General features: G+C 64.9%; 14 protein-coding genes. 12 read left to right on the forward strand and 2 right to left on the reverse strand.

Features of this window, described 5'->3' with window-relative positions; genetic code table 11:
* The first annotated feature begins 2 nt into the window (after nt 1–2).
* From EYV96_RS06350 to EYV96_RS06390, 9 genes are all read left to right on the forward strand, one after another.
* Nucleotides 3–539 (forward strand): COG4648 family protein, encoded by a 537-nt coding sequence (locus EYV96_RS06350; protein ID WP_131150603.1) that lies wholly within the window; start codon nt 3–5, stop codon nt 537–539.
* Nucleotides 536–919: an ApeI family dehydratase gene (locus EYV96_RS06355; RefSeq protein WP_240732357.1), complete on the forward strand. Its 384-nt coding sequence runs from the start codon at nt 536–538 to the stop codon at nt 917–919. Before EYV96_RS06350 ends, EYV96_RS06355 begins: the two co-directional genes overlap by 4 nt.
* A complete protein-coding gene (locus EYV96_RS06360) occupies nt 912–1,880 on the forward strand; it encodes a lysophospholipid acyltransferase family protein (RefSeq protein ID WP_131150604.1) in 969 nt (322 codons plus the stop codon). The genes EYV96_RS06355 and EYV96_RS06360 overlap by 8 nt, the downstream gene beginning before the upstream one ends.
* Nucleotides 1,870–2,352, forward strand: a complete 483-nt coding sequence (locus tag EYV96_RS06365) for an acyl-CoA thioesterase (protein WP_131150605.1) — start codon at nt 1,870–1,872, stop codon at nt 2,350–2,352. The genes EYV96_RS06360 and EYV96_RS06365 overlap by 11 nt, the downstream gene beginning before the upstream one ends.
* 1 nt (nt 2,353) lies before the next feature.
* Nucleotides 2,354–3,073 (forward strand): class I SAM-dependent methyltransferase, encoded by a 720-nt coding sequence (locus tag EYV96_RS06370; RefSeq protein ID WP_131150606.1) that lies wholly within the window; start codon nt 2,354–2,356, stop codon nt 3,071–3,073.
* A complete protein-coding gene (locus EYV96_RS06375; protein WP_131150607.1) occupies nt 3,073–4,263 on the forward strand; it encodes a beta-ketoacyl-[acyl-carrier-protein] synthase family protein in 1,191 nt (396 codons plus the stop codon). Before EYV96_RS06370 ends, EYV96_RS06375 begins: the two co-directional genes overlap by 1 nt.
* Complete coding sequence (locus EYV96_RS06380) at nt 4,260–4,727, forward strand: hotdog family protein (protein WP_131150608.1); 468 nt, start codon at nt 4,260–4,262, stop codon at nt 4,725–4,727. The genes EYV96_RS06375 and EYV96_RS06380 overlap by 4 nt, the downstream gene beginning before the upstream one ends.
* Entirely contained in the window at nt 4,720–5,448 is a 729-nt protein-coding gene (fabG, locus tag EYV96_RS06385) for a 3-oxoacyl-ACP reductase FabG (protein ID WP_131150609.1), read from the forward strand. Before EYV96_RS06380 ends, fabG begins: the two co-directional genes overlap by 8 nt.
* Nucleotides 5,449–5,517: 69 nt before the next feature.
* A complete protein-coding gene (locus EYV96_RS06390) occupies nt 5,518–5,961 on the forward strand; it encodes an excinuclease (protein WP_131150610.1) in 444 nt (147 codons plus the stop codon).
* A 42-nt stretch (nt 5,962–6,003) separates the two neighbouring features.
* On the opposite strand, the gene EYV96_RS06395 is transcribed toward EYV96_RS06390, so the two are convergent.
* Nucleotides 6,004–6,585 (reverse strand): WapI family immunity protein, encoded by a 582-nt coding sequence (locus EYV96_RS06395; protein WP_131150611.1) that lies wholly within the window; start codon nt 6,583–6,585, stop codon nt 6,004–6,006.
* A 239-nt stretch (nt 6,586–6,824) separates the two neighbouring features.
* Between EYV96_RS06395 and EYV96_RS06400 the strand changes: the two genes are divergently transcribed.
* Entirely contained in the window at nt 6,825–7,982 is a 1,158-nt protein-coding gene (locus EYV96_RS06400) for an isovaleryl-CoA dehydrogenase (protein ID WP_131150612.1), read from the forward strand.
* A gap of 39 nt (nt 7,983–8,021) precedes the next feature.
* Here EYV96_RS06400 and EYV96_RS06405 read toward each other — a convergent pair whose 3' ends face one another.
* Nucleotides 8,022–10,793, reverse strand: coding sequence for an autotransporter serine protease (locus tag EYV96_RS06405; protein ID WP_131150613.1), 2,772 nt, complete (start codon nt 10,791–10,793; stop codon nt 8,022–8,024).
* A 174-nt stretch (nt 10,794–10,967) separates the two neighbouring features.
* On the opposite strand from EYV96_RS06405, the gene EYV96_RS06410 reads away from it, so the two are divergent.
* The gene (locus tag EYV96_RS06410) at nt 10,968–12,152 is read left to right on the forward strand and encodes a thiolase family protein (RefSeq protein ID WP_131150614.1); all 1,185 of its coding nucleotides are present in this window, start codon (nt 10,968–10,970) and stop codon (nt 12,150–12,152) included.
* 146 nt (nt 12,153–12,298) lie between these two features.
* Nucleotides 12,299–12,715, forward strand: a complete 417-nt coding sequence (locus tag EYV96_RS06415) for a hypothetical protein (RefSeq protein ID WP_131150615.1) — start codon at nt 12,299–12,301, stop codon at nt 12,713–12,715.
* Nucleotides 12,716–12,737 lie beyond the last annotated feature (22 nt).

Below are 12,737 nucleotides of genomic sequence, written 5' to 3' on the forward strand. Positions count from 1 at the left end.
CGATGAAGAAGCTGCTGCTTCCCATGATCGGGGTGTTGTATCCGTTCCTGGTCTACTTCGGCATGGAACATGTGTCCACGCCGATTTTTGCCGTGGCGCTGGGCATCATCTGGCTGATCCGCGCACCGGGCCTGCTGAAGGAGCCGGGCGGTCGCTGGATGGTCGCCGCCGCCCTCGCCTATTGCGCGCTGCTCGCTTTCACCGGCGAGTCGGAAATGCTGCAGTGGTACCCGACCTTGATCAGCGCGCTCCTGCTATTCGCCTTTGGCATCAGCCTTCGCTTTGGCCCGCCCATGGTCGAACGCATTGCACGCGTGCGCGAACCGAACCTGCCGCCGGAGGCCATCCCGTACACGCGCAAGGTCACGTGGGTTTGGGTCGGCTTCTTCATCTTTAATGGCCTCATGTCAACGGCACTGACGCTGTGGGCACCGCTGCACTGGTGGACGCTCTATAACGGCTTCATCGTCTATATGATCATGGGCGTGCTGTTCGGCGGCGAATGGCTGCTGCGCAAAAGGCTCCGCACGACGACATGACGACCTCAGAGCGCCACGATGGCGAAGGCATGCGAGAGCCCCGCGTACTGGGCGTCCAGTCGGACGGCTCGACGTGTACGCTCGACCTTCACTTGCCGCGCGAACTGGCGTGGTTTGCTGGCCACTTCAGGGATTTCCCGGTGCTGCCGGGTGTTGTCCAGTTGCAGTGGGCGCTCGCTTTCGGCGCACGCCATCTCGGCACGCCCGAAGCCTGCCGCCAGCTTGAGATGCTCAAGTTCCAGCGCCTGCTCCGCCCGGAGGATCGCGTGCAGCTTCACCTGATCTGGCATGTCGAGCGCCGGCGATTGCAGTTCGCCTATCGGCAGGGCGAGCTGGAATTTGCGTCCGGTCGCTTTGCCTGGAGTCAGGACCATGACTGAAGCCGCCAGCACGGCGCCGCACTGGGCCCGCCAGAAGGAGCGCGGCAGCTTTGTCCTGATGAAGATCACTGCGGTGATCGCGCGTCGGCTGGGACGCCGCGTGCTGTCGCCCCTCCTGCATGTGATCGTGCTGTACTTTTTTGCGTCGAGCCGGCGCGGCCGGGCCGCCATCCGCGAGTATCAGACGCGCCTGGCCACCTGGAGCGGGCGTCCGGAACTTCAGCCGACCACCCGGCGTGTCTTCGGCCAGTTCATGGCCTTCGCCGAATGCCTGCTCGATCGACTTGACGTCTGGAACGGAACGCTGCGCCTCGAACAGGTCGATATGCGCGACCCCCACGGCGTGCGTCAGCAGTTGCTGGCCAGCCAGCATGAAGGACGCGGCCAGATCCTGGTGTGCACTCATCTTGGCAACCTCGACGTATGTCGCGCGATGGCCGAGCTGGGTGAACAGGTGCCACTCAACGTACTGGTGCATAACCAGCATGTGAGCCAGTTCAATCGACTGCTGGGCGAGGCCGGCGAGCATCGCATGCGCCTGATCCAGGTGACGGAGCTGGATACGGCACTGATGATGGACCTGGCCCAGCGCATTGACCGCGGCGAATGGCTTGCGATTGCGGGCGACCGTGTACCGTTGCATGGCGAACGCTGCGTCACGGTCGATTTCCTGGGCCATCCTGCGCCGTTCCCGCAAGGTCCGTGGCTCATGGCAGGCCTGCTGCGATGCCCGGTCAACCTGATCTGCTGCCTCAAGGTGGACGGTCGCTATCGCATCGAACTGGAACCCTACCTGGCGGCGCCGGCATGGGCGCGTGGCAAGCGCGATGAGGCGATCCAGTCCTGGGTAGCCGGTTATGCACAGCGACTCGCGGCGCAGTGCCTCGAAGCGCCGCAGCAGTGGTTCAATTTTTATCCCTATTGGCAAACGCCGCACGTGGAGAACAAGGATGCGCGCTAACGGCGTAATCAGCGTTGACACCGAAGTGCTCGTGCCCTTCTTCGATGTCGATTCGATGGATGTGGTGTGGCACGGACACTATGTGAAGTACCTGGAAGTCGCGCGCTGCGCGCTGCTGGACCACATCGGCCATAACTACACGCAGATGAAGCAAGCCGGCTACGTGTGGCCGGTCATCGACGTGCAACTGCGCTACGTACGCGCTGCGCGCTTCGGCCAGAAGATCGTCGTGCGCGCCGAACTGGTGGAGTGGCATAACCGCCTTAAGGTGAATTACCTGATCAGCGACGTCGCCACGGGCGAACGCATGACGCGCGCCAGCACCGTACAGGTCGCCGTCAACCTTGCCGGCGACATGCAGCTGGTCTCGCCGCGCGTGTTCACCGATGCGGTCGAGGATTGCCTGAAGCTCCACTCGCTGCTCGACTCCACATCCCATGCCGTGGTCCACGGCTCGCCAGTGACTGCCTGATATGCGCTACGCCAGCCCCACTTACGTCCCCGAAACACGCCTTGGCTTCAAGTTCCTGCGCACGCACACCTGGCAGCACCATGTCCTTCGCGTCGCCATCAACGACCTCAAGCGACTGATCGGCGAGCCCCTGCCCCAGGGTGGCACGCTCGTCGATGTCGGCTGCGGCCAGGGTCGATCGTTCAAAGGGCTCACGACAGCCTTCGCCCCCGACAAGCTCATCGGCCTGGACGCCGACCCGCACAGCATCGAACTCTCGCGCGCCGAAGCCGCGCTCGAAAACATCGGCGTCGAGTTGATGGTTGCCGATTGCGCGAACATCCAGCTGCCTGATGCCTCGGCGGATATCGTGTTCTGCCACCAGACGTTCCATCATCTCGTGGAGCAGGAACGTGCGCTCGCCGAGTTCTGGCGCATCCTCAAGCCAGGCGGCCTGTTGCTGTTTGCCGAATCGACCAGGGCCTATATTGATACCTGGGTGATCCGCTGGTTCTTCCGCCATCCGATGGAAGTCCAGAAGAGCGCCGACGAATACCTCGACATGATTCGCGAACAGGGATTCCGCTTCGAGGCCCGGCACGTGTCGCTGCCGTACCTCTGGTGGAGCCGCTCGCGCGACTTCGGCCTGTTGGAACGCTGGGGCCTGCGCGCGCCGCCGCCGCCCGGCCAGCGCGAAGAAACGCTCGTCAACGTGGCTGCCTGGAAACCGCAGGCCGCCTGATGCAGACCTACCTCAACGAACTCGGCGTGATCTGCACCCTCGGCGAGGGCAAGCGCGCCGTGGCCGAGGCGTTGTTCGCCGGTGACGACAGCGGCATCCGTCAGGAGACGGGCTGGGTTCCGGGCCGGCAGCTGCCGCTGGGCGCGGTGCGCGTGCCGTTACCCGCGATGCCGGCGCACCTTTCGGGCTCACGCGACAATCGGAACAACCGGCTGCTGCTGGCGGCCGCGCAGGAGATTGAAGCGCCACTGCGCGCTGCCGTCGCCGCTTATGGCCCGGCAAGGGTCGGCGTGGTGATCGGCACGAGTACCACCGGCATCCATGAGGCCTGCCAGGGTATTGCCGCCTGGCGCGCCCAGGGACAATGGCCCGACGACTATCGCTACGCCCACCAGGAACTGGGTGCGCCGGCCGCATGCCTGGCCGAATGGCTTGGGGCCTCCGGGCCGTGCTTCGGCATATCGACGGCCTGCACGTCGGGCGCGCGCGCGCTGCTCAGCGCGCAACGCCTGTTGCGCATGGGCCTGTGCGATGCCGTCGTCTGCGGGGGTGTCGACACGCTTGCCGGCCTGCCGATCAACGGATTCCATGCGCTGGAAGCGATGGATTCCGGACGATGCCAACCGTTTTCGCGCAATCGTCGCGGCATCAATATCGGCGAAGCCGCTGCGGTCTTCCTGATGACACGCGAACCCTTCCGCATCGCGTTGCTGGGCGGCGGCGCGAGTTCCGATGCATGGCACATGTCGTCCCCTGATCCGGAGGGGCGTGGCGCGCAGGCGGCCATGCAGGCGGCGCTCGACGATGCCGGGCTCAATGCCAGCGACATCGATTACCTCAATCTCCACGGGACGGCCACCGAGCAGAACGACGCCATGGAAAGCCTGGCCGTGTCACGCCTGTTCGATGCCGCGCTGCCCTGCTCGTCGACCAAGTCGATGACGGGCCATACGCTCGGCGCCGCCGGTGCACTGGAAGCCGCCTTTTGCTGGCTCAGCCTCAACGATGGCCAGGATGAACGCCGGCTTCCTCCGCAGCGATGGGACGGCCAGGCCGATCCGACACTGCCACCGCTTGCGTTCACCCACGTGGGCAGCGCCTTGCCCGCGACAGGCGTGCGCCGACTGATGAGCAACTCCTTTGCGTTCGGTGGCAATAATGCCGCCGTCATCCTCGGAGACGCGACGTGAACCACTGGCAGGTCAGCGACGTGCTGCCCCATTCGGGCGAGATGATCCTTCTGGATGACATCGTTTCCTATGGTCCGGACGACATTGTCTGCACCCGCGCCGTGCGCTCGGGCGACGCCTTTGTCTCGCCGGATGGCAGCCTCCCTGCCTGGGTGGGTGTCGAGTTGATGGCCCAGGCGATCGCGGCATGGTCGGGCTGCCAGTCGCGCGATGCCGGCCAGCCGGTGCGCCTGGGCTTTCTCCTGGGTTCGCGCAGCTACCAGTGCACCACCGACACCTTCCCTGCCGATGCGACGCTTCGCATCGCCGCCACCCGCCAATTCAACGACGATGACGGCATGGGCGTATTCGCCTGTGAAATCACGGGTGCTGGCGCCCGGGCCCAGGCCCGTCTTACCGTATTCAGCCCACAGGACACGACGCTGTTCGCCCAGTCCGACCACCCGGAAATCCGCCATGTCTGAAACCATCCTGGTCACCGGCTCCAGCCGCGGCATCGGCCGCGCCATCGCACTGCGCCTGGCGCATGCGGGCCATGACCTCGTCCTGCATTGCCGTTCGCGCCGCGATGAAGCCGAGGCGGTGGAGGCCGACATCCGCGCACTGGGGCGCGAAGCCCGCATCCTCCAGTTCGACATCTCCGACCGGGCCGCTGCCGCGCAGGCGCTCGAAGCCGACGTGGCTGAGCACGGTGCCTACTACGGGGTTGTCTGCAATGCGGGGCTGACCCGCGATGGCGCGTTCCCGGCGCTCACCAGCGACGACTGGGACCAGGTGCTGCGCACCAACCTCGATGGTTTCTACAACGTCCTGCACCCCCTCATCATGCCGATGATCCGGCGGCGCGCCGCCGGACGCATCGTATGCATCACCTCGGTGTCGGGCCTGATTGGCAATCGTGGCCAGGTGAACTACAGCGCCTCCAAGGCCGGTGTCATCGGCGCGGCCAAAGCCCTGGCCATCGAGCTGGCCAAGCGCAAGATCACCGTCAACTGCGTGGCCCCCGGCCTGATCGATACGGACATGCTCAGCGATGACCTTCCCATGGAGGAAATCCTCGCCATGATTCCGATGCAGCGCATGGGATCACCCGACGAAGTCGCCGCCGCCGTCGCCTTTTTGGTCAGCCCGGAGGCCGGCTACATCACGCGCCAGGTGCTGGCTGTCAACGGCGGACTCTGCTGAAACGCTTTCCCTCAGGCCCGTCTCGCAGGGACGGGCCTCATCTGCACCCACCCTAAGGAGATCCACCGCATGCATGCTGTCCACAAGACTGTTCTCGCCGCCCTGCTGCTCACCTTGCCGGTCGCCAGCATGGCCGCCGATCGCATCGTTCATCTGAACTTTGCCGACGTCGTCGCCGAGGCGCAAAAGAACGGCAACATCGACGGTAGCGTGAAGTTCTACCTCGCGGGCAATACCCCGCAGGGTTCGGTCAAGGTGGTCAAGGAGCACGTGTCGGCCAATCGCAAGACCAACGCCTTCGGCAAGAAAGACGCCGTGTCGTGTGCCTGGGTTTTGCAGTCGGTGCTCACGGCGCTACAGGACGAGGCCAAGGAAGCGGGCGCCAATGCCGTCATCGATATCGTCAGCAACTATGACGACGTCGAATACAAGGATGCCGAGAACTACGAATGCCACGCGGGCTTCCTGATGTCCGGCGTGCAGATGAAAGCCAAGCTGGCCAAGATTCCGTAAGACGGTCCACGAAGCCGCCGCATCGCGCGGCGGCTTCGCCACTCAGATCGGCAGCACGGCGTGCCCGTGTTGCACGGGAAAGCGCTGCGAAGCCAACGCCACGTCGTTGCAGAAGTGCTCCAGCGTTTGCTGGCTCACGACGAACTTCAATGTGCTAACCGCTCGCATCGCATCCGAAAGGGCGTGGAGACTGACGCCGGAACCCGGCGCGACCATCACGACGGTGACGGCAATGCAATCGTCGCTGACCAACCGCTGCAGATGCATGCCCAGGCAGTCGCCCGTACTGCCAAGCCGCAGTTCGTCGTGACGCTCGTCCCTGTAGATCGACAACTTGCGATGCCAGGCCAGCAGATCCACGGCCGACAGCAGGCTTCCGCAGGCATGCATATCGCCCATGCCCGTCACGCAGCTGGCGTCGGCCAGCAGTGCGTTGCGTTGCCAGGCATCCGCCGCACGAGGCGCCGCGCGGCCAAACAGCGACAGGTTGAAGCCACCCAGGGTGACCACCAGATGCGCGACGGCGTCACGGGAACCCGTCGCGGGCTCCGTGTCACGAAATCCAAACAGGGTAACGAGGCCTCCGAGCAAGCTCGGAAGCACTAGCAGGCCTCTGGTGTCCATACTCCCCGGGTCCCCACCTCTTGGTGCGCCGAAGCTTGAGGCTTGGCAAGGGTTTGCGCAATCGGACAGTTTCGGGGGGCGCCGATGCCATGAACGGGTCAACGTTTGCCGCGTGATGCCGTCCACAAGCCGCGCCACGATAACGTTTACCTGGATGCTCCGCTCCGCTTGATGCACCGCGCCAAGGGGGAAGGGTCGCCCTGCGCTACGATAGCGGACCCCATCCCCCGGAGTGAGCGATGCGCCCGTTTCCCCTTGGTGACGAGATCGACATGCTGCGCGACAGCGTGCACGCCTTTGCGGAAAAGGAGATTGCGCCGCGCGCCACCCAGATCGATCACGACAACCATTTCCCGGCCGACCTGTGGCGCAAATTCGGCGAGATGGGCCTGCTTGGCATGACGGTGCCGGAAGAGTACGGCGGCACCGGCATGGGCTTCCTGGCCCACATGGTCGCCATGGAAGAGATCTCCCGGGCGTCTGGTTCGGTCGGCCTTTCTTATGGCGCCCACTCCAACCTGTGCGTGCAGAATCTCTACCACAACGGTAACGAAACCCAGCGACGCAAGTACATCCCCAAGCTGTGCAGCGGCGAATACGTCGGCGCGCTGGCCATGAGCGAACCGGGTGCCGGTTCGGACGTCGTGGGCTCGATGAGCTGCCGCGCCGAGCTCAAGGGCGACGTGTGGGTCGCCAACGGTTCGAAGATGTGGATCACCAACGGACCGGACGCCGATGTGCTGCTGGTTTACATGCGCACCGCGCCCCGTGTCGCCGGCAGCCGCTGCATGACGGCCTTCATCATCGAAAAGGGCATGAAGGGATTCAGCACCGCGCAGAAGCTCGACAAGCTCGGCATGCGCGGCTCGAACACTTGCGAGCTGGTATTCGAGGATTGCGAAATCCCGGCTGAAAACATCGTCGGCGAAGTCAACGAAGGCGTGCGCGTACTGATGAGCGGCCTCGACACCGAGCGCCTGGTGCTCTCGGGCGGCCCCATTGGCATCATGCAGTCCGCCATGGACCTCACGTTGCCGTACGTGCGCGAGCGCAAGCAGTTCAATGCGCCCATCGGCACGTTCGGCATGATGCAGGCCAAGGTGGCTGACATGTACACCGCGCTGCAGTCGTCGCGTGGATTTGCATACATGGTGGCGCAGCAGTTCGACAGCGGCCTCAAGTCGCGCATCGACCCGGCCGCTTGCCTCCTCAATGCCTCGCAGAACGCCGTGAAGGTGGCTCTTGAAGCGATCCAGGCACTGGGTGGCAATGGTTACATCAACGAATTTCCGGCCGGCCGCCTGCTGCGCGACGCAAAGCTTTACGAAATCGGTGCAGGTACCAACGAAATCCGCCGCATGCTGATCGGGCGCGAGTTGTTCCACGGTAAGTCGTGAGTACCGGGAGGGGCCGCCGTCGCGGTCCCTCCTCTGCAGCTACCAAGGCAACGCCAGCGTCATCGAGACAACACCTGCGTGCTCGCGATCGCCCGTGACCTCATCGACGCCGGCGCTCAGCTGTGCGCCATCCACGCCATCCCACCTGAGGCTGCCGCCGAATACCGTGCCGCGACGTGCGACGCCGATGCCGCCAATCGGGGCCCACTGGTCGAACGCCTGGAAACTGGCATCCTGCACTTCGCCGTGCATCCCGAAGGCGCGCTGCCACAAGGAATGGCCTTCAAGTACCAGGCGGTTGCTTCGCCAGTTCCAGCCTCGCGACATTCGCAGCCCCATACCGCCCAGCCAGCGCGAACTCGTGCTGGCACCCGCCTTCAGACCGAAACCCGCGCCGCCCAGCTCATCGAACCCGCGGTCGTGCACCTGCGTGTACTGAAGGCTCGCGTAGGGCGTGAGGTCAAACACATCCCACCGCCACGGCGCGCCCAGCTCGCCATAACCCAGGCTGTAGCTGCCGCCGCCATCGTCGCCGACACTCATCGGGGTTGCGCCCAGCATCAGGCTTCGATGCATCGTCTGGCGATAACTGCCCAGTGCGACGCGCCCGAATCCATACCACCGGTCGGATACCGTACCCGCGTAGCCGCTCGCCTCCACGGATTGCTGACTCTGCCAGTCGTCGCTGGCATGGAGGCGGCCCATGCCCCGGGTCTGACTAACGCTGAATCCGACGACTTCTGAGTCGAGGTGAAGATCCCTGCCAACCATCCAGCCGGCCATGTCCGCACCGACGCTGTCGTAACCGTTCCGCGTGAGGTTGCCGCGATAGCCGAGGCTCTGGCTCCAGATGCTGTCTGCCGGTCCACCCGACAGCGCCATGAACCGGTCCGACACCGCGCGCGATCCCGCGTCGATAGCCTGCAGGGTCATCGACAGACTGGCGGCATGCAGCTGCCCCGCAAGCGAATGCAGGGATTGCTGCGCCATCGACAAGCCGCTCGACTGCTGGAGGCTGGCAGCCGCCTGTAGTGTCGATCCGCTCGCAGCCGATGCAGCCGTACTGTTGAGCGTCGCGAACGCGCCGTCCACGCGCTGCGCCGCGGCGAGTGTCGTCGCTGTGTACTGCATGCCCGGCACCGCCGATGCTTGCACTTGCGACACATTCAGCCACACTTCCTTGCTGCCGTAGTTGAGCGTCGCCGTCAGGAACACGCCCGGCGCGAGATTCAAGGCGTTGAACGTACCGGAGACGCCGGTATCGGCCTGGATGACCGACGTATGGGAACTGGCGACGTAACCGCTTGCCGCCCCCATGACATAGAGATCGCCTCCGAGCAGGCTGGCCACGCCGACATGAAGCACATAACCCAGCTCGAGGGCGAGACGCCCGCCGGCGTACTGCGTGTACTGATTCTGGATGGTGGTGTTCCCGCCGGCCACAACGAGCACGCCCTGATTGTCGACCGCATTCGAGACGGTGGCCGTCCGCGAGAGCGTCGCTCCCGGGAGGATGCTCACACGGCCCAGTAACGACACCGCCGACAACACCCCGGCCGCTACCGTCGTGGCACCGGCGTACGTCGAAGGCTGGGTGAGCAGCAAGGTACCGCTGCCCTGCTTGGTCAGTCCGCCCGCGCCGCTGATGGCGTTGTTCCACTGCGACGTGCCATCGAAGCTCACCGTGACATCGCCCCAATCGAAACGCGCGGGCCCGTTGACCGCCTTGCCGACGTTGAGCAGGCCATAGCCAAATGTCGCATCGGGGCCGGGCGTACCCAGATCCGTCGCCGTTCCAAGCAAGGTCTGGCGCACCAGGTCATTGGTGAAATAGGGGTAGGCCTGCCACACCAGCGCCGCGGCACCCGACACCTGCGGTGCGGCGAATGACGTGCCGCTGACCCAGAGCAGGTTCTGGCTGGTCGTCGTATCGGATTTGCTGCTCACGATGACGTCGCCCGGTGCCGCCAGGCAACTGGACATCATGCTTCCGCACTTGTTGGAGTAACTGGCCAGCTGATCGGGATGATTGCTGTCCACGGCCACCACCGTCAGCCAGCCCGGCATCACTTCCGGGACACGCAGGGGCAAGGCGGCCGCGTCACTGGGGTTGGCCGCGCTGTCATTGCCTGCGGCAAACACAACCAACCCGCTCCAGTCGTGCACGAACGGGTAGTACGCATTGCGGAAACTCAGTGTCGTGGCGGTATCGGTGGCACTCCAATACACACCGCCCCAGGAGTTGTTGACGATCTTGACGCCGCGCGCCATGAAATCCGCATTGATGGCGCCAAGCGGATCGGCGTTGGATGCGTGATTCCCCTGGCCGGAACCGTCGTCCTTGGGCGCGACGTCATCGATCAGCCGCGCCGATACCAGTTTTGCCGCCGGTGCGATGCCTCCCGGAAGCGCCCCGAAGGCGGTACCCGCGGCCACTTCGCTGACCCAGGTTCCATGTCCGACCACGTCATCGACACTGGTGTTGTTGGTCTGGGGATCGACGTAGATCAGCTCGTCGATCACGCGCCCGGCCAGCATGGGATGGTTACGCATGATGCCGCTGTCGACCACGCCGATGGTGACGCCGGCGCCGGTGTAGCCCGCCGCATGGGCCGCATAGGTGTTGGTGATGGCGAGCTGGGCATCGATGGGCGGTTGCTGGGCCGCAGCCGCCGGTGGCGTAACCGGCGCAGACGGCGGCGACGTCGTGGGACGCGTGCCCCCGCTGCCTCCCCCGCCGCAGGCTGCCAGGCCAAGTGCCAGACCGATCACCGGAAGCCATCGCCCCCGGCAGAGCGCACAGATACTCATGATCGTTGCCCCCAGAATGCCCCTCAGCGAATCCGGCCGCGTGATCCCGGCGCCTCCCCAGGCCGCCGTAAACATCGTTATAACGCCAATTTGCCGCTTGTCACGGACGGCTGCGATAATCCTAGGGATCAGTCATGGGCGCCTGCGCCCGAATCAGTCCCTGCGGAGATCCTCATGTCGGACGTCAGTGTTGTCATCGTCGGTGCCAAGCGCACGGCCATCGGTTCGTTCCTCGGCCAGTTCACCGGCGTGCCCTCGCCCACGCTGGGCGCCACCGCCATTCGTGCGTCGCTGGAGCAGGCGGGTGTCGCCGCCCAGGATGTCAACGAAGTGTTGATGGGCTGCGTGTTGCCGGCGAACCTCGGCCAGGCTCCCGCTCGTCAGGCAGCGCTGCAGGCCGGCCTGCCGGTCGCCACCGGCTGCACCACTGTCAACAAGGTGTGCGGCTCGGGCATGAAGACCATCATGATCGGCCATGACCTCATCAAGGCCGGCTCGGCCGCGGTGGTCGTCGCAGGTGGCATGGAGTCCATGACCAACGCCCCGCACATGGTCAATGCCCGTACCGGCATCCGCTATGGCGACGGCACCCTGGTCGACCACATGGCGTGGGATGGCCTGACCAACCCGTACGACGGCAAAGCCATGGGCGTGTTCGGCGAACTGTGCGCCGACAAGTACCACTTCACCCGCGAAGAGCAGGACGCCTTCGCCATCGAGTCGGTCAAGCGTGCGCAGGCCGCGCAGCAGAACGGCGCGTTCGCCGACGAAATCGTTCCGGTGACCGTGGCCAGCCGCAAAGGCGAAGTGAAGGTCGACACCGACGAGCAGCCGGGTCGTTCGGACGTGGCCAAGATCCCGACCCTCAAGCCGGCTTTCCGCAAGGAGAACGGCACCATCACCGCCGCCAGCTCGTCGAGCATCTCCGACGGCGCCGCCGCTGTGGTGCTGATGTCCGCCGATGACGCCAAGGCACGTGGTGTCAAGCCGCTGGCCCGCATCGTGGCCCACGCCACCCAGTCGCAGGAGCCGGAGTGGTTCACCACCGCGCCGATCGGCGCGCTGACCAAGGTGCTGGACAAGGCCGGATGGAAGGTCGAGGACGTGGACCTGTTCGAAATCAACGAAGCCTTCGCCGTGGTGGCCATGGCACCGATGCGCGAGCTCGGCATTGCGCATGAGAAGCTCAACGTCAATGGCGGCGCCTGCGCCCTGGGTCACCCGATCGGTGCCAGCGGCACGCGTCTCGTCGTTACGTTGTTGAATGCATTGAAGGTCCGCGGCCTCAAGCGCGGCGTGGCCTCCCTGTGCATTGGCGGTGGCGAGGCCACGGCCGTCGCCATCGAACGCCTCGACTGACGATTCCCCGGGTTGGCCGATTATCCCCCGCTTATGAAAGGGGGATAACCGGAGATGACGTTGTTAAATAAAGATCTGGCGCAATTTCCGCGAAAGCGCTATTAATACGCCCGCCAAACGGCATTCCACGGCAAAGGAGATTCACAATGAAGTTCACGCGTACCCTACTCGCCTCCGCGCTCGTCGCGCTGCTGGCGGCTTGCAGCAACGGCGCGCAGGATTCCGCGCAGGACGCCCAGAAGTCGGCTGACCAGGCTCAGCAGTCGGCTGACCAGGCGCAGCAGGCTGCTGCGCAGGCTCCGGGCACGGCGACCGACCAGGCCGCTGATCAGGCCAAGGCTGCTGCTGACGCTGCCAGCCAGGCTGCTGGCCAGGCTCAGCAGGCTGCTGCTGCCGCCACCACTGCTGCTGCTCCGACTGCTGCCGACGCCGTCGACCAGGCCAAGGACGCTGCTTCCAACGCCGCCGACCAGGCTGGCAAGGCTGCTGACGCTGCCAAGGACGCTGCTGGTGCCGCCAAGGACGCAGCTGACAAGACCAAGGACGCGATGAAGGGTCACTAATACCCTTTGTTTGCTCCAGGAA

It is taken from the genome of Dyella terrae (genome assembly GCF_004322705.1).
GTDB lineage: Bacteria > Pseudomonadota > Gammaproteobacteria > Xanthomonadales > Rhodanobacteraceae > Dyella_D > Dyella_D terrae.

Excerpts from the sequence above, each read along its gene's own strand:
- EYV96_RS06350 (WP_131150603.1), top strand. The coding sequence starts at position 3 with ATGAAGAAGCTGCTGCTTCCCATGATCGGGGTGTTGTATCCGTTCCTG.
- EYV96_RS06360 (WP_131150604.1), top strand. The coding sequence starts at position 912 with ATGACTGAAGCCGCCAGCACGGCGCCGCACTGGGCCCGCCAGAAGGAG.
- EYV96_RS06395 (WP_131150611.1), bottom strand. The coding sequence starts at position 6,585 with ATGGACACCAGAGGCCTGCTAGTGCTTCCGAGCTTGCTCGGAGGCCTC.
- EYV96_RS06410 (WP_131150614.1), top strand. The coding sequence starts at position 10,968 with ATGTCGGACGTCAGTGTTGTCATCGTCGGTGCCAAGCGCACGGCCATC.
- EYV96_RS06400 (WP_131150612.1), top strand. The coding sequence starts at position 6,825 with ATGCGCCCGTTTCCCCTTGGTGACGAGATCGACATGCTGCGCGACAGC.
- EYV96_RS06355 (WP_240732357.1), top strand. The coding sequence starts at position 536 with ATGACGACCTCAGAGCGCCACGATGGCGAAGGCATGCGAGAGCCCCGC.
- EYV96_RS06390 (WP_131150610.1), top strand. The coding sequence starts at position 5,518 with ATGCATGCTGTCCACAAGACTGTTCTCGCCGCCCTGCTGCTCACCTTG.
- EYV96_RS06405 (WP_131150613.1), bottom strand. The coding sequence starts at position 10,793 with ATGAGTATCTGTGCGCTCTGCCGGGGGCGATGGCTTCCGGTGATCGGT.
- EYV96_RS06370 (WP_131150606.1), top strand. The coding sequence starts at position 2,354 with ATGCGCTACGCCAGCCCCACTTACGTCCCCGAAACACGCCTTGGCTTC.
- EYV96_RS06365 (WP_131150605.1), top strand. The coding sequence starts at position 1,870 with ATGCGCGCTAACGGCGTAATCAGCGTTGACACCGAAGTGCTCGTGCCC.
- EYV96_RS06415 (WP_131150615.1), top strand. The coding sequence starts at position 12,299 with ATGAAGTTCACGCGTACCCTACTCGCCTCCGCGCTCGTCGCGCTGCTG.
- EYV96_RS06375 (WP_131150607.1), top strand. The coding sequence starts at position 3,073 with ATGCAGACCTACCTCAACGAACTCGGCGTGATCTGCACCCTCGGCGAG.
- fabG (WP_131150609.1), top strand. The coding sequence starts at position 4,720 with ATGTCTGAAACCATCCTGGTCACCGGCTCCAGCCGCGGCATCGGCCGC.